The organism is Mesorhizobium sp. P2_A8, from assembly GCF_056404935.1.
Map to the genome: position 1 here is coordinate 427,056 of NZ_JBFUDB010000001.1, position 24,398 is coordinate 451,453.

The following is a 24,398-nucleotide window of genomic DNA, read 5'->3' on the forward strand; positions in this document are numbered from 1 at the left end:
GCATCATATGCCCCAGATTCGTGGCTCGGCGAATTCGATCGAATTGCCCGAGGGGTCGCGTATATAGATCGAACGGCCGCCCTGCGGCCATTCAAATTCGCTTTCGATGGCGATCTTCTTTGCTTCAAGATGCGCTTTCCACTCCGCGATCTCGTCGGCGCTGGCCGCAAAGCACAGATGACCCTCGCCGACCGCGCCATGCGGCGGCACTTTCAGTCTCGCGTCGGCTGCGGGCGGCACTTTCGTCGCCTCGGCGTTGAAGATGAGCAGCACGCCAGGCCCGCAGCGGAAAAAAAGATGCCTACCGTCGACCTTGCCGAGGAGGGGAAGTCCAAGCACGTCGGCGTAGAAGCTTTCGGCGGCTTGCAAGTCTGTAACGTAGAGAGCGGATTCCAGGATTGCGGGAGGCGTCACGAAGCGCTCCCCTTTGGCCTGCCGGCTTGCCTGGCCCGAGCCACCGGTCTCGGCCCGTCCTTCGGACCCCCCTCAAATGGGGAGATCGGCAGCTTCAGCGCCTCCGCACAAATCGCGCCGCCGACAGTTGGCGAAAGCCGATCTCCCCCCTGGAGGCGGAGATGGCCGGCAGGCCAAAGGGGGGCGCTCAAGCTCGGCATAAAAAACTAAGCCACCGCCATCTGCTGCAGGCTGACCAGGCGCTGGATGCCCTTCTTGGCCAGACCCATCAGGGCTGCGAACTGTTCTTCGGAGAAAGGCTCGCCCTCGGCGGTGCCCTGGATCTCGACGATGCCGCCCTTGCCGGTCATGACGAAATTGGCGTCGGTGCCGGCAGAGGAATCCTCGAGATAATCGAGGTCGATAACCGGCTGGCCGTCATGGATGCCGCAGGAGATCGCCGCGACATGATCCTTCAGCACCTTGGCGACGCTGGCCATCTGGCGGGCTTCCATCCAGCGCAGGCAATCATACAGCGCCACCCAGCCGCCGGTGATCGACGCGGTGCGGGTGCCGCCATCGGCCTGGATAACGTCACAGTCGACGGTGATCTGCTGTTCGCCCAGCGCCTGCAGGTCGACTACGGCGCGCAAGGAGCGGCCGATCAGCCGCTGGATTTCCAGCGTGCGGCCACCCTGCTTGCCGGCGGAGGCTTCGCGGCGCATGCGCTCGCCGGTCGAGCGCGGCAGCATGCCGTATTCCGCCGTGACCCAGCCTTTGCCGGAATTGCGCATCCAGCCCGGCACCTTCTCCTCGAGGCTGGCCGTGCACAGGACATGCGTGTCGCCGAACTTCACCAGGCATGAGCCTTCGGCGTGCTTGGAGACGCCGCGCTCGAAGGAGATGGCGCGCATTTCATCGAATTGGCGTTTGGAGGGGCGCATTCAGGCTCTTTCCCGTCATTTTTCGGATTCTTGGCCGGCTTGTAACCACATGGGGCGCGTGGCGCAAAGGAAAATGGCCGGATGATCTGACTCAGACAGCGGGTGATCTGACTCAGACACCGGTTGCGCGGGCCGTGGTGAAGTCTATATCCTTGGGCCGGAGGTTTTTGGCCGAATGACCAAGGCAGTCGCCGAACCCAGTCTGCTGTCGCCCGCGCTTCAGTCGCTCGACATGCGTTCGCGCGACATCTTCCGGCGCATCGTCGATTCCTACCTGAAGGACGGCGAACCGGTCGGCTCGCGCAGCCTGTCGCGCATCCTGCCGTCCTCACTATCGCCCGCCACCATCCGCAATGTGATGAGCGACCTCGAGCATCTCGGCCTGATCTATGCGCCGCACATCTCGGCCGGCCGGTTGCCGACGCAGGCCGGCCTGCGCTTCTTCGTCGATGCCTTCATGGAACTCGGCGACCTTTCCGACGAGGAGCGGCGCACCATCGAGGCGCAGGTCCGGGCGTCCGGCTCAGGCGCGACACTGGAGCATATGCTGACCGAGGCCAGCCAGATGCTGTCGGGCATGTCGCGCGGCGCCGGCCTGGTGCTGGCCGCCAAGAACGAGGTGGCGCTGAAGCATATCGAATTCATCCAGCTCGAGCCGACCAAGGCGCTGGCGGTGCTGGTGTCGCAGAATGGCGACGTCGAAAACCGCGTCGTCGAGTTGCCGGCCGGCATCACCGTTTCGCAATTGCACGAAGCCTCGAACTTCCTCAACGCCCATATTCGCGGCCGCACGCTGGCCGAGGCGCGGATCGAGATTGCCCGCATCAAGGAAGAGACCAGGGCCGCGCTCGACACGCTGTCGCAGGACCTGGTCGAAAAAGGGCTGGCGGTGTGGGCGGGCGCCGACAGCGGCCTGCCGGCGCGGCTCATCGTGCGCGGCCGCGCCAATCTGCTCGAAAACGTTACCGCCCAGGCCGACATCGAATTGTTGCGCCACCTGTTCGAGGACATGGAGACGCAGGACGGGTTGATCCAGCTGCTCGACCTGGCCGAACAGGGATCGGGCGTGCGCATCTTCATCGGTTCGGAAAACAAGCTGTTTTCGCTGTCGGGCTCGTCGCTGGTGGTCGCGCCCTATCGCGACAAGGATGCCCGCGTCGTCGGTGCGCTCGGCGTCATCGGCCCGACCCGGCTCAACTATGCCCGTATCGTGCCGATGGTCGACTATACGGCGCAGCTGATTTCCCGCATGCTGCGTTGAGCTGGGTAACCGAGGAGACGACGATGGCGCTCGAAGAATTCAAGGCCCGGATCAGCCTGTTGCTGGAAGAGATGATCAACCAGCCGGAAGACCAGCACGAAATCCACGAGCAGTTGCGCGAAAAACTGCGGGAAATGCGCGCCATGGGCCTGCCGCTGCCGGCCGATCTCGTCGAACTGGAAAAACGCCTCGACGACGATTTTTACGCCGCCGGCAACTGAGGCTGGCAACCTCCGTTTCACTTGAACTCATCGTGTGCCACGGAACGATCGACGAAACTGCCCGTTTGTTCTCTTCGCAACCGGTCTCTGTGGCCGGAATTGGAGAACAGAATGATCCGATCGGCCGGGCTGGCTATTCCCGCGGCACTGTTTCTCACCGCCATAACATTCGCCCAGCAGGCGGAGCAGCCGGTGCTGAGAGGCGCGGCCGCCTTCGGCGACTGGCGCGCCGACAGGCCGGGGGTGCGCCGCCTGATCAGGCCGGAGGACCTGCCAAGGCCTTACGTCAGCAAATCCACCTCGAACAGCGCCGGCCTGGTCGAAAGGCCAGCTGACGCGAAGCCGAAGCTGCCGCCGGGCTTTTCGGCCGAGCTGATCGCGTCGGGTATCAACAATCCGCGCGTCGTGCGCATCGCGCCGAACGGCGATCTCTTCGTCGCCGACAGCCAAGCCAACCAGATCCGCGTCTATCGTCTCGCCGAGGGCAGCGCGAAGCTGGCGAAGGACGGCATCTTTGCTGGCGATCTCAACCAGCCCTACGGCATCGCCTTCTATCCGCCGGGCAATGATCCGCAATGGGTCTACGTCGCCAACAGCGACGGCATCGTGCGCTTTGCCTACCGCGATGGCGACCTGAAGGCCGCCGGTGATCCGGAAACCATCGTCGATAGCATCCCTGCCAGTCATCATTGGACCCGCGACATCGTTTTCTCGCCGGACGGCAAGACGCTTTACCTGTCGGTCGGCTCGGGTTCGAATGTCGCGCAGGACATGACAAGGGAGCCGGATGGCGGCCTCGACGCCTGGGCGAAGTCGAAGCCGCTGGGTGCCGCCTGGGGGTCTGAAGACGGCCGCGCCGATGTGCTGGCCTTCGACCCCGACGGCAAGAATGGCCGCATCGTCGCCACCGGCCTGCGCAACTGTTCGGGCATGACCGTTCAGCCGGCGACCGGCGCGCTGTGGTGCGTCGTCAACGAGCGCGATGCGCTCGGCGACAATGTGCCGACCGAATATGCGACCGCGGTCAAGGACGGCGCCTTCTATGGCTGGCCCTGGTATTATATCGGCAACAACGAGGATCCGCGCCACAAGGGCGAACGCCCCGACCTTGCCGGCAAGGCGACCATTCCCGATGTGCTGATGCAGGCGCATTCGGCGCCGCTCAACATCGCCTTCTACGACGGAAAAAACTTGCCCGCCGGTTCCGGCTTTCCGGCCGAATACAAAGGCGACGCCTTCGTCGCCTTGCACGGTTCATGGAACCGCGGCAACAGGACCGGCTACAAGGTGGTGAGGTTGCTGTTCAAGGACGGCAAGCCGACCGGCGAGTATGAGGATTTCATCACCGGTTTCGTCGTCTCCAACGGCGAGGTGTGGGGACGGCCTGTCGGCGTGGCGGTGGCCGGGGATGGCGCGCTGATCGTGACCGAAGATGGCAACGGCACAATCTGGCGCGTCACCTATGGCGGCCGCTCCTGATGCGCCTGGGCGCATGTCGGCTTGGTGCAATCGAATCCGGCTCCAGGGAATTCACGCCTGGTTGACCTTGTGTCATAAGGCGCCGTCATAATGCATGTCGCGCAAAAGTACGCAGCGGTTTTGGGACAACGAGATGCATAAAGACCAAGACTTTTGACGCGCAAGGCCGCAACCATGACCCTTACCGGCTTCCTCGCCTACAGTGCCGCTCTCGGCATCGCCGCCGCCATTCCCGGCCCCGGCGTCACCGCGCTCGTCGCGCGTGCGCTCGGCTCCGGATTCCGCTCGTCGCTGGCGATGTCCTTTGGCCTGATGCTTGGCGACCTCACCTATCTGACCGCCGTGGTGCTGGGCCTTGCCTTCGTCGCGCAGACCTTCGGCATGGTTTTCCTGGCCATCAAATGGCTCGGTGTCGCCTACCTCGCCTTCCTTGGCTGGCGCTTCTGGACCAGCGGCATCACGCCCGAGACGGTCGAGGCAAAGAAGGGCAAGGGCGGGCTGGTTTCAAGCTTCATCGCCGGGCTCACCGTCACGCTCGGCAATCCGAAGACGATGATCTTCTACCTGGCGATCACACCGACCATCGTCGACCTGAAGACGATCTCGCTGGCCGATTACGGCATTCTCGTCGCACTGACGGTTGTCGTGCTCCTCGTGGTTCTGGTGCCCTATCTGGCGCTGGCGGCCAAGGCGCGCTGGTTCCTGAAGTCGCCGCGCGCGCTCAAGGCGTTGAACCGTACCGCCGCCGGCTTCATGGTCGGCGCCGCGGCGGCGATTGCCGCCCGCCAGTAGGCCGCTTTCGGCCAAAACATTCCAGGGGCAGGCTTTTCCGGGAAATGCTTTTCCGGGAGCCTGATGTTTTAGACACGGGCCCCACTCGATATTTTCGACCGACAGGCTATCTTGCGCGACCGAAGGCCCTATCTTGCCGGCTGCAATGCCATGTGCCTGAAATTCTCACTTGCCTGAAGTCCTGGGAGCGAAACCAATGAACAAGCCCGTCACCCCTGCCCGCGTGCCCGGTCGCGGCCGCGTCTACAATTCCATCACAGACACGATCGGCGACACGCCGCTGGTGCGGCTCGACAAGTTCGCCAAGGAAAAGGGCATCGTTGCCAATCTCATCGCCAAGCTCGAATTCTTCAATCCGATCGCCTCGGTCAAGGACCGCATCGGCGTGGCGATGATCGAGGCGCTGGAGGCCTCCGGCAAGATTTCTCCTGGCAAGACGACGCTGATCGAACCGACGTCTGGCAACACCGGCATCGCGCTTGCCTTCGCCGCCGCCGCCAAGGGCTACAAGCTGATCCTGACCATGCCGGAAACGATGTCGATCGAGCGCAGGAAAATGCTGGCGCTGCTCGGTGCCGAACTGGTGCTGACCGAGGGCCCGAAAGGCATGAAGGGCGCCATCGCCAAGGCCGATGAACTGGCAGCGACGATCCCCAACGCGATCATCCCGCAGCAGTTCGAGAACCCGGCCAACCCGGAAATCCATCGCACGACGACGGCCGAGGAAATCTGGAACGATACGCATGGCGAGGTCGATATCTTCGTCGCCGGCATCGGCACCGGCGGCACCATCACCGGCGTCGGCCAGGTGCTGAAGAAGCGCAAGCCCTCGGTGCATGTCGTCGCAGTCGAGCCGGAATCCTCACCGGTGTTGTCGGGTGGCCAGCCCGGCCCGCACAAGATCCAGGGCATCGGCGCCGGCTTTGCGCCAAAAATCCTCGACACTACGATCTATGACGAGATCGTCAAGGTCTCGAACGAGGATTCGGTCGCCAATGCCCGCCTCGTCGCCCGCCTCGAAGGCGTGCCGGTCGGCATCTCGTCGGGCGCGGCCCTGCAGGCGGCAATCGTCGTCGGCTCGCGGCCGGAGAACAAGGGCAAGAACCTTGTCGTGGTCATCCCGTCCTTCGCCGAACGCTACTTGTCGACGATCCTGTTTGAGGGGCTGGGGGCGTAGGGAACAGATTGGGCGCGATCCTTCGCGCCCTCTCTCTCCTGCCGGCATCAAAAGTTCTGCATCGGCGTTTCGGCCTGGCCCGCCGAAAAGCCGGCCGTGGCCGCCGCCACCGGCTTGAGCAGGACCCTGCTTCCGGTTCATATCGCCACCGGCCTGCTTTGAGCGGGCGGGGGAGGACTTCATGTACAAGCTTTACACCCGTGCGGGCAGCGGTGGCTTCGTCGTCGAGGCGGCGCTGGCGCTGGCGAACGCGCCATTCGAGCAGATCGACGTGCCGAAGGCGGACCGGCCCGATCCGGCGTTCCTCGACATCAGTCCGTTGAACCAGGTTCCGGTGCTGACCTTGCCGGACGGCCGCTCGATGACCGAATCAGCGGCGATCTGCATCCTGCTTGCCGAGCGGCACCCCAATGCCGGCCTGGCGCCGGCAGTCGACGCGCCGGCCCGCGTCGACTTCCTGCGCTGGATGGCCTTCATGTCGTCGGTGCTCTATCCAGCGATCCTGCGGCTGTACTACGCCCATCGCTACACGACCGATGCCGACGGCACGAAGGCGGTCAAGCAGGCAGCCATTGCCGAGATGGATCGCGGCTTCGCCGTTCTCGATACCGCTTGAGGGCCGTGACTGGCTGGTCGGCGACCGGATGTCACTGGCCGACATCTATCTCGTCATGCTGGTGGCCTGGCATCCCGACGCCGACAGGGCGCGAGCGGCCTGGCCGAACGTTGAACGTCTGTGGGCCGGGCTGCGCGAACATCCGCTGATGCAGACGCTCAACCTGTCGCACGAGATGTGGCCAGCCTGAGCGGATTGCCGGCGGCGAAGTTCCATCCTTCGACGCCTAAGTCCTGAGCGCTGCCCGTTTTCCTTGCAGGAAGCGGCGCACCGCCGGGTCGCGTTCCAGGCCAATCGCCCGATCATAGGCCTCCACCGCTTTCCCGATTGTGCCCAGCCTGGCCAGCAGCCCCGCACGGGCTGCCCAATAAGGCTGATAATCATCAAGCCGCTTGTCGTCGCCCAGCACGTAAAGGGCCGCCAGTCCCGCCGCGGCGCCCTCGGCCTCGGCGATCGCCACGGCTCGGTTGATCGCCACCACCGGGGAGCCGGCGATGACCGACAGCGCATCGTAGAAGCCTCGGATCGCGCCCCAGTCGGTCAGGCCGGTCAGCCGCCGCGCCGCATGGACGGACTGCACCGCCGCCTCTAACTGGTAGCGGCCGATGACGCCCATGGTGGCGGCGCGGCGGAGCAGGGATTCCGCTTCGTCGACCAAATCGTGATCCCAAAGCGCGCAATCCTGCTCGGCCAGCGGCACATAATCTCCGGCCCCGTCACGGCGCGCCGGGCGGCGCGCCTCGGCAAACAGCATCAGCGCCAGCAGGCCGAGCGCCTCCGGCTCATCGGGCATCAGCGAGGCCACCAGCCGGCCAAGCCAGATGCCCTCGGTCGCCAGGTTGCGGCGCTGCGTTTCGGTGCCTGCCGGATCGGACCAGCCTTCGGCGAAGGCGGCGTAGATCGCCTCCAGCACCGCATCCAGCCGCTCGCCGAGTTCGGCCCGTTCCGGCACGCGGAACGGAATGCCGGTTTCCCGGATGCGGGCCTTGGCACGTACCAGACGCTGTCCCATCGTTGCCGGCGATACCAGGAAGGCAGAGGCGATCGTCGAGGCATCGAAGCCCAGGATGGTCTGCAGGATAAGCGGCGCCCGCACACTCGATTCAATCGCCGGATGCGCGCAGGCGAACATCAGCCGCAGCCGTTCGTCGGGCAGGTCCTCATCGGTCATGCGCGCCTCCATCTCCTGCGCGATCAGCTTGAGATGCTCGCGGCCGGCTTCGCTGGTCAGCCGCCGCCGCACCGCATCGACACGCCGCCGCCGTGCCACCGCCAGCAGCCAGGCTTCCGGCTTTTCGGGCACGCCGGTTCGCGGCCAGCGCTCGAGTGCCGCGGCAAAGGCGTCGGCCAGCGCATCCTCGGCGGCGGCCACGTCACGCGTGCGCGCCGCGAGCCAGGCAACCAGCTTGCCATAGCTCTGCCGGGCGGCGGCCTCGGCGGCCGCCCGGGCCGTATCTGCGCTCACAGCCGTCACGCAGTGTATTCTGGCATGTATTCTGCCATCGGCCAGATCGGCCGCACTTCCATGGTGCCGGTGCTGGCACCGGGACAGCGCGCCGCCCACGAGATCGCCGCGTCCATGTCGGCCGCCTCGATCAAATAGTAGCCGCCGAGTTGCTCCTTGGTATCGGCATAAGGGCCATCAATCACATTGGTCTTGCCACCGGCCACGCGTACGGTGGTTGCTATCTTTGTCGGTTTCAATCGCTCACCGGCCAGGAACACGCCGGCCTTCTTCATCGCTTCGGTATAGGCGCCATAGGCGGCGCTCATCTGAACGGCCGCCTCCTTGGGCGCGGCTGCCATTCCGGCTTCGTTCGAATAGATAAGAAGCAGATACTGCATGGTCATCTCCCGTGGTTACAGGGCCGCGTCGTTGCGAGCCGGACGTATGTCGCGCGGCATTGCCCGATTTCGACAGGCGCCAGAAAAAACTTTTCGCCCCTGGCCGGCCATTGTGCAAGGAGATGCGCCGACTGCGCTAGCCGGCGGCTGCGGACACGGCCCGGCTGGAGCCATCCGAATCCACCGGTTCCAGCCAGCCGCGATAGCGCACGATCAGCCCAGTGAGCGGATGCGAAATCTCGACATGAAAGCGGAAGCGTCCATCCTTCACGGTCTCAAACGATGTCGAAAGCGGACAGAGCCACATCGGCAATGGCAGCCCGAGGATGCTCCAGCGGCGCAGGACCAGCGACAGTTTTCCGTCCTCGGTCACCAGCGCCATGGCAAAGGTCAGCGGGCCAAATCGCTCGCACAGCAGCCGCTGCGAACGGCCACGGCCAGCAAACTGGCGGCTGGAAAAGCGGTGCGTGCCGAATGTCCGCGTCCAGGTCTCGCCATCCTTGTCGACGTCGAAACGGACCTGCACCGGAATATCGGCGCTCACCTTGGGAAATCTGACCAGCGATGCCATTAGCCGGCCAAGGATATTGTTCCCGCGCTCGACACTGGCGCGGCCCTCGGCCATGCTCGCGCGGTCATGCATGGAGCGGATTTCCTTGGGGATGCCCTGCCAGACCTCGCCGAGCAAGGCGGTATAGAGCGGTTTATCGGCACTGGCGGCGCTGTCGTCGCGAAAGCCGGTGTAGATCGTCCTGCCGGCAAACAGGGCTTCGTAGTCCTCAAATTCGAGATCGCGTACCGCCGCCCGAGCGCCGGCCGCGGGCGCATGACCGTCCAGCGCTTTGCGAACCAAGGCCTCGACCGCCATCGACGGGATCAGCGACCCGTCGTCGCCTTCGGCCAGGAGATGCCATGAGCGTTTGACCGGCGCGCCGGACTGGTCTGCCCCCTCCACCGCGACGAACATGCCGCCGCGATGCTCGCCCCAGCGCAGCCGGTTGGTCGCCCAATGCATCAGCGGAGCCAGTGGCGACAGGGAGCGAAGCAGCCGCAGACGCACCAGCCAGGCAAGTCCGATCAGGGCGCGATGCAGGATCTCGGGAACCGGACCGGCGCCCATCCAGATGGTTTTCGCCTGCGGCCAGAGTTCCGCCAAAGCACGCAGGTCCGGCACGTCGACGAGCGAGAACAGCGTATCGTTGAGCGGCACGCGGCCGGGCGGCGCGATCGTATAGCGCATCTGTTCGGTGAGCGGATGGCCTTGCGCCTTGCCGCCGTCGCGCACCAGTGCGACCGGCTGGCCGGCGTAGCCTGCAATGGCGCGAATGACATTTTCGCCGACGCCGGCATAGGGCGACGGCGCGATGCCGCCACGGATGGCGTCGACCCGTGTCATTTCGGATGCCAGCCGGCGCACCACCGCCGCCGTCAGCACAGGAAAGCTGGAAACACCTGACAGCACGAACAACCCGGCCTGCTTCGCGGCCGCGTCGAAAGCCGGCACGCCGGCGACGAAATCAGACCCGTCGGCAAGATCGAGATAGTTGACGCCTTGGCCGATGCAGGCCTCGATCAGGCGATAGCGCCCCTCGCCATAGGCCTGGAACGGACCGCTGGCATCGACCAGCGTATCGGGGCGCATCGACGCCAGTTGTGCGGCCAGCTCACCATCCCTGTCGAACACCGCCGGCACCAGTCGCGCTGCGACAGCGCCACGCCTGCCGCACCACGCCTCGGCCCTGGCCAAGGATCGTCCGGCGACGATCACGGTCAGGCGCGGTTCGTTCTCCAGCAATTGGACGATGCGGCCGCCAAAAATGCCGTAGCCGCCGACAACGAGAAGCTTCATCCGCCGTTCCCCCAAGCGCCTCTTTGTTTCGATGCGCGACGTTGTCTCAAAACCGGGGCCACTTTTGAGCGACAAGCATTAGTCGATCAGCCGTCCCCGCAGCTCCGCCGAAGGAATGTCACAGCTCTCCTTCCGCCCGAACAAGGCATAGCGGTTTTTGGCGATGCGGTTGTAAAGCCAGTCGCGAAGCGGGCGCGGCAGCAGCAACAGCAGCTTGGCCGCCCGCCATGGCCAGCCGAGCTCCGCCATGACGGCAACGAAGCTGTCGAGCTGCGTGAAGGCGGCGCCGTCGACCAGGACGAGATTGGTTTCGTAGGAGTCCGTATGCAGCCCGTGCTTTTTGAACAGCGCCTCGCCAAACGGCGACTGCGCGGTGGCGAAACGGAAGCGGCTTTTGCGGTCGACCCTGACAACCATGCGCACGAAGCCGGAGCACAGCACGCAGACACCGTCGAAAACGATCAGCGGGTGGCGTGCTTCGAGGGGTTCAGAGGGATGGCTTGACTTGGGTCGACTTGGATGGAGCCGACTTGAATGGCGAAGGTCGGTCACGCGGGCCTCGGCTGCTTGTGCCCTGAGACACTAAGCCAGCCAGAGGCGGCATCAAAGCCGTGGCGATGTCGCACGCCGTCTGTCGGCGAAAACCGAACGCTCGGCGCGATAGGTGGTGGCGCGGGATTCTGCGGCCGGCCTGCAGATCCGGCTATCGTGGCGGCTCTCGAAGGTCATGGTCAGCGCGCGCCCAGCGAATTGCCGCGACGGGCGCTAGCCGGACCGGGGCCGCGCATGTAGTAGCGCTCCGGCCGATAGGTCGGCGAAACGAATTCGCGGATGGCGGCGGCATAGCCGATGAGGTGCGTGAGGAAGTTCATTTTACCTGTCCCTGTCCCGATTTTCGGATGTCCCTTCCGAATTGCGGTCATCATAGCGTCGAGGCGTGAATAGTCGGTGAACACGATGTTAATATCTGGTCGAAAAGGCCTTGGTTCGTGGCCGGAATGCGGCTGATTCGGGGTCTTTGCGTGTAGTCCGTCGACATTTCTGCCAATGTGACTTTTGCATCACATATGTTTCGTTTGGATGTCGCCCGCGCGCGGTTCTGTTTCAATTTCTGCCGCGCCCAGGAAATTTCCATGCTGGCCGCCACAATGCCCCAGGCGAACCTGGTCCTCCCAATCAGCGTGCTGGCGCGGAACTGGAGCGGCGTCTGTCCGTTCTCACCCTCATCGGGTTCTTGAAGGGAAAAAATCATGGCGCCGCGTCCGGCCTGGAAGGGCTATCTGAAGCTGTCGCTGGTCACCTGTGCCGTCGAATTGACCAACGTCGTCAGCCACGCCGAGAAGGTCTCGTTCCGGGTGCTGAACCGCAAGACCGGCAACACGGTGAAGCGCATCTATGTCGATGCGGAAAGCGGCAAGCCGTTGCGCGATGGCGACGAGATCAAGGGCTATGAAGTCAACGACGGCGATTTCCTTCAAATCGAGGAAGACGAGATCGAGGCGGTGCAGATCGAGTCCTCGCACACGTTGAGCCTCGAAGGTTTTGTCGACAAAACCTCGATCCAGCAGATCTATCTCGACACGCCCTATTATGTGGCGCCGGCCGACAAGATGTCGGAAGAGGCTTTCGCTGTCATCCGCGACGCCATGGCGGACAAGAAGATGGCGGGGCTGGCCCGCATCGTGCTCTACAGCCGCGAACGCCCGGTGGTCATCGAACCGCGCGGCAAGGGCATGGTGCTAACGACACTGCGCTACGACGACACGGTGCGCGAGGCGGCTACTGTCTTCGGCGACATCAAGGAGGTGAAGAGCGATCACGAAATGACCGATCTGGCCGAGCGGATCATCGACAAGAAGAGGGCCAAGTTCGATCCGTCGCAATTCGAAGACAAATACGAGAATGCGCTGCTCCAGCTGATCCGCGCCCGGAAGGCCGGCAAGAAGGCGCCGAAGGCCAAGGCAGTGCCCAGGTCGTCCAATGTCGTCAACCTGTTCGACGCGTTGAAGAAGAGCCTGTCGTCGGATGCCGGCTCGTCGAAGGCTTCCACGTCGGCAAAAGCCAAGCCAACGGCCAAGCGCGCCAAGCCGAGAGCCGCTGCTGCCAAGCACAAATCGGCCTGAGGACACTGTAGAGATGGCCAGCCTCGAACAGTACCATTCCAAACGCGATTTCAAGAAGACCGCCGAGCCGGCAGGCAAGGTCGCGCGCGCCGAGAACGCCAAGGCGGGCGGTATCTTCGTCATCCACAAGCACGCGGCGACCCGGCTGCATTACGACCTTCGCCTCGAGCATGACGGCGTGCTGTGGAGCTGGGCGGTGACGCGCGGCCCGAGCCTCGACCCGCATGAGAAACGGCTGGCCGTTCATGTCGAGGACCATCCGATCGACTATGCGCCGTTCGAGGGCACCATTCCCAAGGGCGAATATGGCGGCGGCTCGGTCATCGTCTGGGACGAGGGCACCTGGACCCCCGAAATCGACCCGGCCAAAGCGATGAAGAAGGGCCACATCAGCTTCGAGCTCGAGGGCCACAAGCTGCATGGGCTCTGGCATCTGGTGCGGTTGAAGCGGCGCGCCGGCGAAAAGCGCGACAACTGGCTGCTGATCAAGTCGGACGATGCCGCCGCGCGCCCAGGTGAGGATATTCTCAAGGACGCGCCGGAATCGGTGAAGTCGGGCCTGACGATCGAGGAGGTCGGCGAGGGCAAGACCGCCAAGGGCAAGAAACCAAAGGTCTGGCATTCCAACAAGCCGGCCGCCGGCAACGCGAAAGCCGGTGGCCGGCTCGACTTTGTCGAGCCGCAGCTCGCTACGCTGGAGCGGGAGGCACCGCCGGGCAAGGACTGGCTGCACGAAGTGAAGTTCGACGGCTATCGCATGCAGGCCCAGATTGCCGGCACCGAGGTGCGGCTGCTCACCCGTACCGGCCTCGACTGGACGCAAAAATTCGGCAGGGCGATCGTCGCGGAACTCGCCGGACTGAAATGCAGCGACGCCATCATCGACGGCGAGATCGTCGTGCTCGCCGACAGCGGTGTTTCCTCCTTCGCGCTGCTGCAGGCCGATCTGTCGGCGAAACGAACGGATCGCTTCGTCTACTATGCCTTCGACCTGATGCGGCTCGATGGGAACGATTTGGGCCGCGAACCGCTGGTCGAGCGCAAGCAGGCCTTGCAGGACCTGCTTGGCAAGCAGCCGGAGAATGCGGCGGTCCGTTTCTCCGACCATTTCGCCGAGCCCGGCAAGATCATGCTGGAGCATGCCTGCCGCATGGGGCTGGAGGGCGTCGTCTCCAAGCGCGCCGATGCGCCCTATCGCAGCGGGCGTGGTCCTTCGTGGGTGAAATCGAAATGCACGGCGCGGCAGGAGTTCGTCATCGGCGGCTTTCTGCCGTCGGACAAGACCGGGCGTGGCTTGCGTTCGCTGCTGGTCGGCTATCACGAGGGCGGCAAGCTTCACTATGCCGGCCGCGTCGGCACCGGCTTCTCCGCCAGAGGCGCCATCGACCTCAAGACAAAACTCGATGCGCTGAAGGCGAAGGATTCGCCGTTCGATGCGGCCGTGCCGAAGGGCAAGGGCCTGGTCTGGGTGAAGCCCGAACTGGTCGGCGAAGTGGAGTTCCGCAGCTGGACATCCGACCGTATAATACGCCATGCCTCGTTCCAGGGATTGCGCGAGGACAAGCCGGCGGAGGAAGTCGTGCAGGAAAGGCCCAAGGCATCGACAGGCAAGGCATCGACAGACAAGAACCCGGCCAAGGCGAAGCCGGCGGCAAGTGGCGCCACCTATCCTGCCGGAGCCATGACGACCACGGTTAAACTCTCTCATCCCGACAAGCTGCTGTGGCCCGAGGAAAAGATCTCCAAGCAGGGCTTGCTCGATCACTACGCCTTGGTGTGGCCGCGGATGGAGCAATTTATCGTCAACCGGCCGCTCAGCCTGGTGCGCGCGCCGGACGGCGTCGGCGGCCCGCGCTTCTTCCAGAAACATGCCTCGGCCGGCATGAGCGACAAGATCGCCCGAATGAAGGACCCGACGGACGGCGAGGAGATCCTGTTCATCCGCGATTTCGACGGCGTTGCAGCACTGGTCCAGTATGGCGTGGTCGAGATCCACATCTGGGGCTGCACGATCGATGAGCTGGAGAGGCCAGACCAGATCATCTTCGATCTCGACCCCGATGAAGGCGTCGACGTGAAGGCGGTGCGCGACGCGGCGCTCGATATCAGGGGCAAGCTCAACGAGCTGTCGTTGCCGAACTTCGTCAAGACATCGGGCGGCAAGGGTTTTCATGTCGTCGTGCCGCTGAAACCATCGGCGGACTGGGAAGCGGTGAAGACCTTCACCCATGATTTCGCCAAGGCGCTCGAACAGGCCTCCCCCGACCGCTACACGGCGACGCTGTCGAAGAAGGCGCGCACCGGAAAGATCTTCGTCGACTATCTACGCAATGGCCGGGGCTCGACGACCGTCGCGCCCTATTCGTCGCGCGCCAAGAAGGGCGCCACCGTGTCGATGCCGGTGACCTGGGCCGAGATCGAGGCCGGGCTGGCGCCGACCGCCTTTCCAATCGGCGACAAGACGACGTCGAAGCGGCTGGCGGAAGCCGATCCGTGGGCGGATTTCTTCAAGCAGGGGAAGGTGTTGAAGCGCGGTTAGTTTCTTCCGCATACGCGCAAGCGTGGCGATCCTTCGCCCCGGCATCTCAGCCCAGAAACACCTTCTCGAAAGCCTGCTTGCCCGGCGGCGAGAAAATGACCGCGCGGCTGTCTTTCTCGCGGCGCGCCCATTTTTCGGCAAGGATCTTGTCGAGGATGGCGGCACCCAGCGTGCCGGCGAGGTGCGAGCGGCGCACGCTCCAATCAAGACAGGCGCGACAGACCGGCCGACGCGGCTTGGCATCGACGTCGATGCCTATTGCCGCGAAATGCGATGCCGCCGATTGGCCGAGCCTGATCTCCTTATCGTCGCGCAAGAGTATGTCTTTCTCGACCAGACGATCAAGCATCGCCACGGCCTGCTCGCCGGCAAGGTGGTCGTAGCACACCCTTGCCACGCGCATGGCTCCATCGCGCGGACCCGGTCGTACGCGCTTTGGGCCAACGGCTTCCGCGACACCGGTGATGGCTTCGATCATGCCCGCCACCTGCGGACCGGCGAGGCCGTAATAGCGATGCCGGCCCTGGCTCGCCAGCGTCAGCAGCCCGCCCTCCATCAGTTTGGACAGATGCGAGCTGGCGGTCGGCAGCGACACGCCGGCCTCGAGCGCCAGTTCGCTCGCCGTCAGTGCCGTGCCGCCCATCAGCGCGTTGAGCATGTTTGCGCGCGCCGGATCGCCGACCAGGCTGGCGATGCGGGCAATATCGGGTCCTTCACGCATAGTTCGTTCCTCATCGAAGCATTCTTGTCAGATAACCACTATTCTCCAACCAGATCAAGGAGACGACGATGACCGCACGAACCGCTACCACCTCCGCGCCCGTCCCCAGCTGCCAATGGTTCCCGTTCGTCACCTGGTTCCGTTCGCGGCTGCTGGCCCGCTGGTATGATCGCCGCCTGCAGCGCCTCGACCTTGCCGAGATCGACGATCATTTGCTGCGCGACCTTGGCCTGACGCCACAGGACGTGCGCCGCGAATGCGCGAAACCCTTCTGGCAGGCATGACCCGCGAGGGAATTGCCTAGCACACCGACCCTGGGGATGCTTCGACCCCGCTCGAAATGTCGCCGCAAGACGAAATCAACCCGCCAAGGAGACGACCATGACCATCACTTGCTTCATCCGTTACGAGATCGACCCGTTCGGCAAAGCCGCGTTCGAGGAGTATGCCCGCAACTGGGGCCAGGCCATTCCGCGCTGCGGCGCCGATCTGATCGGCTATTTCGCGCCTCATGAGGGCTCGGCGACGACTGCCTACGCCGCCTACAACATCGAGAGCCTGGCGGCCTACGAGGCCTACCGCGCGCGCCTTGCCGCCGACCCAGCCGGCAAGGCAAACTACGAGTTCGCCCGCCGCGAAAAGTTCATCCATAGGGAGGATCGCATGTTCCTGAAACTGGCCTCCGGCCCGCACGCGAAACTGGTGCTGCCGTGATCGCCGTCATCTTCGAAGTCGAGCCAGCGGCCGGCAAACGCGACGCCTATCTCGGCATCGCCGCCGACTTGCGGCCGCTGCTCGACGGCATTGACGGATTTCTCTCCATCGAGCGCTTCCAGAGCCTGGTCGACCCGAACCGGATCCTGTCGCTGTCGTTCTGGCGCGACGAGGAAGCGGTCAAGGCCTGGCGCAACACCGAGGAGCACCGGCAGGCGCAGAAAGCCGGCCGTGGCGGTATCTTTGCCGGCTACCGTCTGCGCATCGCCCATGTCGTGCGCGATTATGGGCTGACGGAGAGGGCCGAGGCGCCAGAGGATAGCCGGGCGGTGAATGGCTGACTGCCCCTTCCTTCTCCACGCTAAGCATTCCCGATCAGCACACCCGCCGCGAACACCAGGGCGCCGCCTAGCACCACCTGGAAGGCGGCGCGCAGGAAGGGCGTCTGCATGTAGCGGTTCTGGACGAAGGCGATGGCCCACAATTCGAAGAACACCACCACGGCGGCAACGACGGTCGCCGTCCAGAACTGCGGGATGAGATAGGGCAGCGCGTGGCCCAGCCCGCCCAGCGTCGTCATGATGCCGACGGTCAGGCCGCGCTTGACCGGCGAGCCGCGGCCCGACAGCTTGCCGTCGTCGGAAGCGACCTCGGTGAAGCCCATCGAAATGCCGGCGCCGATCGAGGCGGCAAGCCCGACCAGAAGCGTCTGCCAGGTGTCATGCGTGGCAAACGCGGCGGCAAAGATCGGCGCCAGCGTCGACACCGATCCATCCATCAATCCGGCCAGTCCCGGCTGCACATAGGTGAGGATGAACTGGCGCTGCTCGGCAACGGCCTCTTCGTCCTTCACTTCGCCCGGCACGTGCTTTTGCTCCAGACGCTGCGCCAGCGTTTCATGGCCCTGCTCGGCTATCGCCAAATCGTCGAGCAGTTTTCTAGTCGAGGCATCGGTGGTGCGCTTGGCCGCCTCGACATAGAACAGATAGGCGCGCCGCTCCATCGCTTCGGCCTGGCTGCGCACATGCTCGATGCCGAGCGGTCTCACCAGCCAGTCGGGCTTGCGCTCGAAGTAGCCTTTCACATGCTCGCGCCGGATCAGCGGAATGCGCTCGCCGAAACGCTTGCGGAAAAGCTCGATCAGCGCGTCGCGATGGCCATCTTCTTCCTCGGCCATCTCCTCGAACACTTTTGCCGATTGCGGAAAGTTTTCCGCCAGCCCGTCGGCGTAGGCCCGGTAGATGCGTCCATCGTCTTCCTCGGACGAAATGGCCAACGCCAGGATCTCCTGTTCGGAGAGCGATTCGAAGGGACGGCGGCCGAAGCCGAAAACACGGGAAAGCATGAGGAATTCACCCTAGTTTAGAATTATTCTAAACTAGGGTTTGACGTGCCCAAGGTCAATTGCGCGCTTGGGTGGCGGTCAAGAATTGTTGAAGCCAGTGCACGAGGCTCACCTCTTCATTATCAGGTAATGTTCGCCTATATGTGGGACCGAGCTAAAAAAGGGAATCCGCAGATGACGGCAAAGCAGCCTCCGCACCACTATGACCCAAAGCCCGTTCTCGATCTCATCGCCAGCATCGAGGCTGACCTGCAGCGCCTGAAAGGCCTGGTCGAGCAGCAGGTGGAGAAATTCGATCCTGCCAATCCGCACAACAAGGCCCCGGACGGCAAGCTGACCGAAGAGGGCGTCGAATGCTGCTACCGCATGTTCGACGACGGCAAGTCGCGCTACTCGGTCGCCCAGCAGATGAAGATCTCCTTCGCCGCCGCCACGCATCGCTTCAACACCTGGCGCAAACTGGGTGGGACAAAGCGGCAGCGGGCACTGTTGGGGTGAGCGGTGGTTGGCCGTTTGGCGAAGCCGCCGGCGACAGTCCCTCTCCCCGTCTCTTATTTGGAGAGGATGCCGGCAGGCAGGCTAGGGGCAGCGCAACGCCGGTCATGACTTCCCAAACTTTGTAACGGTCACATTTTTTCGTTGGTGTCGCGCGGCCCTTTCCGTGCACCATGACCGGACCACAGCTTCGCAGGATCGCCATGACCACCGCTCCCGGCATAGAAGACATCCACCGAGCCGCGGCCCGGCTTTCCGGGCTGATCGTCGAAACCCCGCTGATCGAATCGCAGGAATTGAACAAGCGTTTCGGCGCCCGCATCCTGTTCAAGCCGGAGACGCTGCAGCGCACCGGTTCGTTCAAGTTCCGCGGCGCCTACAACAAGCTGTCGTCGCTGAGCGAGGAAGAGCGCAGCCGAGGCGTCGTCGCCTTCTCGTCTGGCAACCATGCGCAAGGCGTCGCAGCGTCGGCGGCGATGTTCGGCGTCAAGGCGGTCATCGCCATGCCGGCCGACGCGCCGGCGATGAAGATCGGCAATGTCCGCAAGATGGGGGCGGAGGTGGTGCCGTTCGACCGCTTTCGCGACGACCGCATGAGCGTGGTGCGCCCTTACATCGAGAAAGGCATGGTGCTGGTACCGCCCTTCGACGACCCGGCCATCATCGCTGGCCAGGGCACGATCGGCCTCGAATTGATGCGCCAGGCCAAAGCGCTTGGCGTCAGCCTCGACGCGGTGATCATCCCTTGCGGCGGCGGCGGCCTGTCGAGCGGCATTTCCGTTGCAGTCAAGGACGCCTCGCCGGACACCGCGGTGTGGGCGGTGGAGCCCGAGCATTTCGACGACACCCGCCGTTCGCTGGCCGCAGGCGCCAGGGTTTCGAACGAGCCGGGCCACAGTTCGATCTGCGACGCGATCCTGACTGCCGAACCCGGCGTGATCACCTTCGAGATCAACCGCAGGAACCTCGCCGGCGGCATTGCCGTCTCCGACAAGGCGACTGCGCAGGCGATGCGCGACGCCATGGCCTATCTCAAGCTGGTGGTCGAGCCCGGCGGCTGCGTGGCGCTGGCGGCGCTGTCATCGGGCGAGATCGAGTTGACAGGCAAATGCGTTGCCGTGGTGCTGTCCGGCGGCAATGTCGATTTCGGTACCTATGCCGAGATCATGGCGGCGGCCTAGAATCGCTATCGGTGCCACGCCACCGGGCGCATCACTCGAAGCGGACGAGATTGAGGACCGGCAACGGACCGCCGGGGAACTGGGCGAGACGCGCGCCGATCGCCAGCGAGCCGAGATCGATGCCGTGGAAGCCAAGCCTGTCGATCAGTGCGCCGACCTCGGCCTTGGCCTGCACGTCGTCACCCGAATAGAACAGCACGCGCTTGCCACCCTCCGCCGCCGGGTCACCCGCCAGCAGGGGCGCCCGCAAATGGTTGAACGCCTTCACCACCCTTGCGCCGGGTACGAGACCTGCAAACACCTCGCTTGAGAAACGCCCACCGAGATCGACTGGCTTGAACAACGGTGCCTCGATCGAATTGTTGGCATCGACAACGATGCGCCCATTCCAGTCGGGCAGGCCGGCGAGCGCTGCTGGAAGCTTCGACCAGTTGATGGCGACGAGCACGATGTCCTTCGCTGCCGCGTCTTGCAGCGCGCCGGCCTTGATCGAGGGGCCGATCGACGCGACGAGTTCGGCCAATGTCTGCGGGCCGCGGCTGTTGGCGATGGTGGCCTCGATACCCTTCCTGGCGAGCGTGCGAGCGAATGCCTGGCCGATATTGCCGGCGCCGATGATGCCGATGCTGTTCATGGTGATCTCAATCCGTTGGGTTTGTTGAAGTGGATATCGCTCTTTTATTGGTCTAGGATTAGCCGGTATTTGCTTGTTTTATTCTCAAGCGTCCGTTGAAGATCAGGAGCCGATGGAGACGCTCGCCAATCTCGAATCCTTCGTTCGCAGCGCCGAGGCCGGCGGCTTTTCCGCCGCCGCGCGCCTGCTCGGGCTGACGCCGGCCGCCGTCAGCCGCAACGTTGCCATGCTGGAGCGCAATCTCGGCCAGCGTCTGTTCCAGCGTTCGACACGCAAACTGGCCCTGACCGAAGCCGGCGAACGTTTCCTGCATGACATTGGCGGCAATCTCGAAGCGCTGCAGGACGCCATTGCCGCGGCGTCCAGCGGCGGCAGCGAACCTGCCGGCGTACTCAAGCTCAGCCTGTCGCCAACGCTTGGCATCGCCTATTGCCTGCCTTTGCTGCCGACATTCCTCATGCGCTATCCGCTCATCCGCCCGGAATGGCATTTCGAGAACCGGCAGGTCGACCTGGTGGCCGAGGGTTATGACGCCGCAATCGGCGGCGGCTTCGACCTGTCGCCGGGCGTCGTCTCGAGGTCGCTGGCGCCCGTCCATGTCATCGCCGTTGCCTCGCCCGCCTATATGACAGGGCGAACACCGCCGACCGATCCGGCCGGCCTTGCCGCCTTCGACGGCATCCTCATGCGGTCGCTCGGTACCGGCCGCATCCGTCACTGGACGATGCGGGATGCGGAAGGCACCGAGATGGCCGGCTCGCCCCGCGAAACCATCGTGGTCAACGATCCGGCTGCCATGCGGCAAGCCGCCCTGCTCGGGCTTGGAGTCACCATGATCGCCCTGCCGGACGCACTGGCCCATCTTGAAAGCGGCAAGCTCGTCCGCCTGCTGCCGCGTTGGTATGCCGACGCCGGCGCGCTCTCGATCTATTTCTCCAGCCGCACGCTGCTGCCGGCCAAAACCCGCGTCTTCATCGACTTCGTCGTCGACGCCTTTCGGCGCGAACGCCTTGCCGAGCGTTTCGCCGGCAGTCTTGGATGAGGGCGCTTTGCTGGAATTGCCTTAGTCAAGCGTCCGTCTGAATCGTACCAGCGCGACGCCGGCAAACAGCGCGACGAATACCACCAGCCAGCCGATCTCCGTCGCCACAGCCGGCAGTTCGGCGCCCTTCAGCATCACCGCGCGAATGATGCGCAGGAAATGCGTCAGCGGCAGGATCTCGCCGAACACCTGCGCCCAGCCCGGCATGCCGCGATAGGGGAACATGAAGCCCGACAGCATGATCGACGGCAGGAAGAAGAAGAAGGTGAGCTGCAGCGCCTGCATCTGCGTGCGGGCGATGGTGGAGATCGTATAGCCGAGCAGCACCAGCGCCAGCACGAAGATCAGCACGGCGCTCAACAGCAACGACATCGACCCGGTGAAGGGAATGGCAAACAACAGCTTGGCCGCCGCCAGCACCACCACCACCTGCACGCCGCCGACCGCCAGATAGGGCAGCACCTTGCCCATCATGATCTCGAGCGGGCTGGACGGCATCGCCAGCAGGTTTTCCATCGTGCCGCGCTCGGTCTCGCGCGTCAGCGCGATCGAGGTCATCATCACCATCGTCATCTGCAGGATGACGCCGAGCAGGCCGGGCACGATGTTGTATTGCGAGATGCCTTCGGGATTGTAGCGCCGGTGCACCACCACTTCGAGCTGGCCAAGGGCGGCCTCGGCGGCCGCCTCCTGCATGCCGCGCGCCCGGAGCAGCGCCTGGCTGGCGACGGTGCCGAGCGTCGAGATGGCGCCGCTGGCGACGGCGGGGTCGGTGGCATCGGCCTCGATCAGGATCTGCGGGCTGTCGCCGCGCTCCACCCGCCGGGCGAAATCGGCGGGGATGGTGACGACGAAGGCGACATCGCCACGCGACATCAGGAATTCCGCGTCGGCCGCACTTTGCGAGACATGGTCGAAGCGGTAGTAACCGGTGGTCTGCAGGGCCGAGACCATGGCCCGCGTATAGGGGTCGCTGCTTGTTGCCACCAGCGCCGCCGGCAGGCTCTTCGGGTCATTGTTGATGGCGTAGCCGAACAGCACCAGCTGCATCAGCGGCACGCCGAGCATCATGGCGAAGGTGATGCGGTCGCGCCGCATCTGGATGAACTCCTTGATCAGCAGCGCGCCGAGCCGGGCGAAGGAAAAGATGCTGTTCATGCCATGTTGTCCTTTGAGCCGGACATGAACTGGATGAAGACATCCTCGAGGCTGGTCTCGCCCGGCGTCACCGTCACGCCCTCGTGCTGCTTCTCGACATCGGCGAGTGCTGTTTTGAGCTTCTTGCCGTCGGAGCCGACGACATGCAGCGTCGCGCCGAACGGTGCCACCTGGTCGACGCCGGGGCGACCCTGAAGCGCTTCAGCCACCTGGTCGAGCCGCGGGCCCTGCACGACAAAGGTGGTTAGCCCGGCATTCTTCACCACCTCGGCAACGGTTCCGGTGGCCAGCATCTTGCCGTAGGAAATGTAGCTGATGCGGTGGCAGCGCTCGGCCTCGTCCATGTAGTGGGTTGAGACCAGCACGGTCAGCCCGCCGCTGGCGAGGCGATGGATCTCGTCCCAGAATTCGCGCCGCGCCTTCGGATCGACGCCCGCCGTCGGCTCGTCGAGCAACAGCAGCTTCGGCTTGTGCATGATGCAGGCGGCCAGCGCCAGCCGCTGCTTCCAGCCGCCGGACAGGGTGCCGGCCAGCTGATTGCGGCGCGAGGTCAGGCCGAGGTCCTCCAATGTGCGTGCTACATGTTCCTCGACCGGCTTCAACCGGTAGAGCCGCGCGACGAATTCGAGATTCTCGCCGATCGTCAGATCCTCGTAGAAGGAGAATTTCTGCGTCATGTAGCCGACTTCGCGCTTGATGCGCAGACTGTCGGTGCGGATGTCGAAGCCGAGCACCGTGCCTTCGCCCTCGTCGGGCGTCAGCAGGCCGCACATGATGCGGATGGTGGTGGTCTTGCCCGAACCGTTGGGTCCGAGGAAGCCGACGATCTCGCCTTCGGCGACCGTCATCGTCACATGGTCGACGACGGTCTTGTCGCCAAAGCGCTTGACCAGGCCGTGGACATCGATGGCGTTCATTTTCCGGCGTCCGCGAGATCGACATCGACGATCTGGCCGGGCTGCAACGGGCCGGCATTGCCCTCCGGCCGCGCCTCGACCAGGTAGACCAGCTTCTGCCGGTTCTCCAAGGAATAGATCACCGGCGGGGTGAATTCGGGATCCGGCGAGACATAGCTGACCCGCGCCTTGACGTCCGGGCCGCAGCCGTCGCAGTGGACGCCGAGCAAGGTGCCGACCTTGACCGAGGAGAAGGCGGCTTCCGGGATGTAGACGCTGAGCTTCACCGCGCCGTCGGGCAGGATCGAAATGACCGGCGCGGTCGGGCCGGCGGTGTCGCCCGGATTGCGGATGACATCGTTGACGCGGCCTGGTGAAGGCGCCGCCAGCACCCGTTTCGACAGCCGCCATTGCGCCTGCTCCAGGGTTGCCTGCGCCTGCTTGACCTGATTGTCGGCGGCCTTGATCGTCTCCGGCCGCGCCGGCAGGCCGCCGACCGCGAGATTGGCATTGGCCTGACCGACCTGGGCGTTGGCCGTCTCCAGCGTCGCCGAGGCGGTGTCGAAATCGGCCTGCGTGCCGGCGCCGCGCTTGAACAGATCGGCAGCCCGGTCGTATTTGCGCTTGGCGTCGGCGGCCTGGGCGCTGGCCATGTCGACCTCGGCCCTGAGCACCGCGATTTCTTCCGGACGCTTGCCGATCTGCAGGTCGGCCAACTGCGCCTGCGCCTGGGCAAGGCCGGCCTCGGCCTGCGCGACCGCGATCTTGGCATCGGCGCTTTCGAGCGTCACCACGGTCGTGCCGGGTGTGACACGATCGCCGCGCTTGACCGTGACGGTCTCGACCTGCGCCACCTCGATCGGCGCCAGCAGCACATAGTCGCCCTCGACATAGCCGACGGCCAGCGGTGCCGCCGGCGCGCAGGCACTGAACAGCTGCGCGGCGAGCGGCAGCGAACACAGAAAGCTCATGG

Annotated in this window: 27 protein-coding genes and 1 pseudogene; 14 read left to right on the top strand and 14 right to left on the bottom strand. The window is 64.4% G+C overall.

The features are described from left to right. Nucleotides 1–3 precede the first annotated feature (3 nt). Together AC1D10_RS02065 and rph are read right to left on the bottom strand one after the other, a co-directional pair. Complete coding sequence (locus tag AC1D10_RS02065; RefSeq protein ID WP_477268677.1) at nt 4–414, bottom strand: VOC family protein; 411 nt, start codon at nt 412–414, stop codon at nt 4–6. 206 nt (nt 415–620) lie between these two features. After that, nucleotides 621–1,337: a ribonuclease PH gene (gene rph / locus AC1D10_RS02070; protein WP_379019093.1), complete on the bottom strand. Its 717-nt coding sequence runs from the start codon at nt 1,335–1,337 to the stop codon at nt 621–623. Nucleotides 1,338–1,512: 175 nt separating this feature from the next. Between rph and hrcA the strand changes: the two genes are divergently transcribed. The 6 genes and pseudogenes from hrcA to AC1D10_RS02100 all read left to right on the top strand — a co-directional run bounded on the left by hrcA (nt 1,513) and on the right by AC1D10_RS02100 (nt 7,073). Continuing rightward, nucleotides 1,513–2,598 (top strand): heat-inducible transcriptional repressor HrcA, encoded by a 1,086-nt coding sequence (gene hrcA, locus AC1D10_RS02075; protein WP_379094052.1) that lies wholly within the window; start codon nt 1,513–1,515, stop codon nt 2,596–2,598. 23 nt (nt 2,599–2,621) lie between these two features. Continuing rightward, nucleotides 2,622–2,819 (top strand): hypothetical protein, encoded by a 198-nt coding sequence (locus tag AC1D10_RS02080; protein ID WP_379094055.1) that lies wholly within the window; start codon nt 2,622–2,624, stop codon nt 2,817–2,819. Nucleotides 2,820–2,930: 111 nt separating this feature from the next. Next, nucleotides 2,931–4,298 carry a PQQ-dependent sugar dehydrogenase gene (locus AC1D10_RS02085; protein WP_477268678.1) on the top strand — a complete coding sequence of 456 codons (1,368 nt, stop codon included), beginning with the start codon at nt 2,931–2,933 and terminating at the stop codon, nt 4,296–4,298. Nucleotides 4,299–4,472: 174 nt separating this feature from the next. Further along, nucleotides 4,473–5,090 (top strand): LysE family translocator, encoded by a 618-nt coding sequence (locus tag AC1D10_RS02090; RefSeq protein WP_477268679.1) that lies wholly within the window; start codon nt 4,473–4,475, stop codon nt 5,088–5,090. Between the two features lie 196 nt (nt 5,091–5,286). Beyond that, nucleotides 5,287–6,267 (top strand): cysteine synthase A, encoded by a 981-nt coding sequence (gene cysK / locus AC1D10_RS02095; protein WP_379094064.1) that lies wholly within the window; start codon nt 5,287–5,289, stop codon nt 6,265–6,267. Between the two features lie 181 nt (nt 6,268–6,448). After that, nucleotides 6,449–7,073 (top strand): annotated as a pseudogene (locus AC1D10_RS02100) (glutathione S-transferase family protein). A 36-nt stretch (nt 7,074–7,109) separates the two neighbouring features. On the opposite strand, the gene AC1D10_RS02105 reads toward AC1D10_RS02100, so the two are convergent. From AC1D10_RS02105 to AC1D10_RS02130, 6 genes are all read right to left on the bottom strand, one after another. Beyond that, the gene (locus AC1D10_RS02105; protein ID WP_477268680.1) at nt 7,110–8,357 is read right to left on the bottom strand and encodes an RNA polymerase sigma factor; all 1,248 of its coding nucleotides are present in this window, start codon (nt 8,355–8,357) and stop codon (nt 7,110–7,112) included. Continuing rightward, nucleotides 8,354–8,728 carry a YciI family protein gene (locus AC1D10_RS02110; RefSeq protein ID WP_477268681.1) on the bottom strand — a complete coding sequence of 125 codons (375 nt, stop codon included), beginning with the start codon at nt 8,726–8,728 and terminating at the stop codon, nt 8,354–8,356. Before AC1D10_RS02110 ends, AC1D10_RS02105 begins: the two co-directional genes overlap by 4 nt. A 136-nt stretch (nt 8,729–8,864) precedes the next feature. Then, entirely contained in the window at nt 8,865–10,577 is a 1,713-nt protein-coding gene (locus AC1D10_RS02115) for a DUF4166 domain-containing protein (RefSeq protein WP_477268682.1), read from the bottom strand. Between the two features lie 78 nt (nt 10,578–10,655). After that, the gene (locus AC1D10_RS02120) at nt 10,656–11,129 is read right to left on the bottom strand and encodes a thiol-disulfide oxidoreductase DCC family protein (RefSeq protein ID WP_477268683.1); all 474 of its coding nucleotides are present in this window, start codon (nt 11,127–11,129) and stop codon (nt 10,656–10,658) included. A 179-nt stretch (nt 11,130–11,308) separates the two neighbouring features. After that, a complete protein-coding gene (locus AC1D10_RS02125; RefSeq protein WP_379094091.1) occupies nt 11,309–11,449 on the bottom strand; it encodes a hypothetical protein in 141 nt (46 codons plus the stop codon). 50 nt (nt 11,450–11,499) lie between these two features. Continuing rightward, on the bottom strand, nt 11,500–11,829 hold the full coding sequence (locus AC1D10_RS02130; protein ID WP_477268684.1) for a hypothetical protein: 330 nt from the start codon (nt 11,827–11,829) through the stop codon (nt 11,500–11,502). Here AC1D10_RS02130 and ku point away from each other — a divergent pair. Both ku and ligD read left to right on the top strand, forming a co-directional pair. Next, on the top strand, nt 11,828–12,700 hold the full coding sequence (gene ku, locus AC1D10_RS02135) for a non-homologous end joining protein Ku (protein WP_477268685.1): 873 nt from the start codon (nt 11,828–11,830) through the stop codon (nt 12,698–12,700). The two genes, AC1D10_RS02130 and ku, sit on opposite strands and share 2 nt — an antisense overlap. A 13-nt stretch (nt 12,701–12,713) precedes the next feature. Continuing rightward, nucleotides 12,714–15,239 carry a DNA ligase D gene (ligD, locus tag AC1D10_RS02140; protein ID WP_477268686.1) on the top strand — a complete coding sequence of 842 codons (2,526 nt, stop codon included), beginning with the start codon at nt 12,714–12,716 and terminating at the stop codon, nt 15,237–15,239. 46 nt (nt 15,240–15,285) lie between these two features. Here the strand turns inward: ligD and AC1D10_RS02145 are convergent, their stop codons facing one another. Continuing rightward, a complete protein-coding gene (locus tag AC1D10_RS02145) occupies nt 15,286–15,960 on the bottom strand; it encodes an ArsR/SmtB family transcription factor (RefSeq protein ID WP_477268687.1) in 675 nt (224 codons plus the stop codon). Between the two features lie 68 nt (nt 15,961–16,028). On the opposite strand from AC1D10_RS02145, the gene AC1D10_RS02150 reads away from it, so the two are divergent. The 3 genes from AC1D10_RS02150 to AC1D10_RS02160 all read left to right on the top strand — a co-directional run bounded on the left by AC1D10_RS02150 (nt 16,029) and on the right by AC1D10_RS02160 (nt 17,015). Continuing rightward, nucleotides 16,029–16,244 carry a DUF1127 domain-containing protein gene (locus tag AC1D10_RS02150; RefSeq protein ID WP_477268688.1) on the top strand — a complete coding sequence of 72 codons (216 nt, stop codon included), beginning with the start codon at nt 16,029–16,031 and terminating at the stop codon, nt 16,242–16,244. A 97-nt stretch (nt 16,245–16,341) separates the two neighbouring features. Then, on the top strand, nt 16,342–16,674 hold the full coding sequence (locus AC1D10_RS02155) for an NIPSNAP family protein (RefSeq protein WP_379094105.1): 333 nt from the start codon (nt 16,342–16,344) through the stop codon (nt 16,672–16,674). Next, nucleotides 16,671–17,015, top strand: coding sequence for an antibiotic biosynthesis monooxygenase family protein (locus AC1D10_RS02160; RefSeq protein WP_477268689.1), 345 nt, complete (start codon nt 16,671–16,673; stop codon nt 17,013–17,015). The genes AC1D10_RS02155 and AC1D10_RS02160 overlap by 4 nt, the downstream gene beginning before the upstream one ends. 20 nt (nt 17,016–17,035) lie before the next feature. On the opposite strand, the gene mbfA is transcribed toward AC1D10_RS02160, so the two are convergent. Then, complete coding sequence (gene mbfA, locus AC1D10_RS02165) at nt 17,036–18,019, bottom strand: iron exporter MbfA (RefSeq protein ID WP_477268690.1); 984 nt, start codon at nt 18,017–18,019, stop codon at nt 17,036–17,038. Nucleotides 18,020–18,193: 174 nt separating this feature from the next. Between mbfA and AC1D10_RS02170 the strand changes: the two genes are divergently transcribed. Both AC1D10_RS02170 and AC1D10_RS02175 read left to right on the top strand, forming a co-directional pair. Continuing rightward, the gene (locus AC1D10_RS02170; RefSeq protein ID WP_477268691.1) at nt 18,194–18,517 is read left to right on the top strand and encodes a hypothetical protein; all 324 of its coding nucleotides are present in this window, start codon (nt 18,194–18,196) and stop codon (nt 18,515–18,517) included. A 200-nt stretch (nt 18,518–18,717) separates the two neighbouring features. Beyond that, nucleotides 18,718–19,695: a threonine/serine dehydratase gene (locus AC1D10_RS02175; RefSeq protein ID WP_477268692.1), complete on the top strand. Its 978-nt coding sequence runs from the start codon at nt 18,718–18,720 to the stop codon at nt 19,693–19,695. A gap of 31 nt (nt 19,696–19,726) precedes the next feature. On the opposite strand, the gene AC1D10_RS02180 is transcribed toward AC1D10_RS02175, so the two are convergent. Beyond that, on the bottom strand, nt 19,727–20,329 hold the full coding sequence (locus AC1D10_RS02180) for an NADPH-dependent F420 reductase (protein ID WP_477268693.1): 603 nt from the start codon (nt 20,327–20,329) through the stop codon (nt 19,727–19,729). Nucleotides 20,330–20,441: 112 nt separating this feature from the next. Here AC1D10_RS02180 and AC1D10_RS02185 point away from each other — a divergent pair, with 112 nt between their 5' ends. Then, on the top strand, nt 20,442–21,371 hold the full coding sequence (locus tag AC1D10_RS02185) for a LysR substrate-binding domain-containing protein (protein WP_477268694.1): 930 nt from the start codon (nt 20,442–20,444) through the stop codon (nt 21,369–21,371). Nucleotides 21,372–21,392: 21 nt separating this feature from the next. Here the strand turns inward: AC1D10_RS02185 and AC1D10_RS02190 are convergent, their stop codons facing one another. Genes AC1D10_RS02190 through AC1D10_RS02200 form a run of 3 tightly spaced genes read right to left on the bottom strand, consistent with a single transcriptional unit; the run spans nt 21,393 to nt 24,396 of the window. After that, nucleotides 21,393–22,529 (bottom strand): ABC transporter permease, encoded by a 1,137-nt coding sequence (locus AC1D10_RS02190; RefSeq protein ID WP_477268695.1) that lies wholly within the window; start codon nt 22,527–22,529, stop codon nt 21,393–21,395. Beyond that, nucleotides 22,526–23,446: an ABC transporter ATP-binding protein gene (locus tag AC1D10_RS02195; RefSeq protein ID WP_477268696.1), complete on the bottom strand. Its 921-nt coding sequence runs from the start codon at nt 23,444–23,446 to the stop codon at nt 22,526–22,528. The genes AC1D10_RS02190 and AC1D10_RS02195 overlap by 4 nt, the downstream gene beginning before the upstream one ends. Further along, entirely contained in the window at nt 23,443–24,396 is a 954-nt protein-coding gene (locus tag AC1D10_RS02200) for an HlyD family secretion protein (protein WP_477268697.1), read from the bottom strand. The genes AC1D10_RS02195 and AC1D10_RS02200 overlap by 4 nt, the downstream gene beginning before the upstream one ends. Nucleotides 24,397–24,398 lie beyond the last annotated feature (2 nt).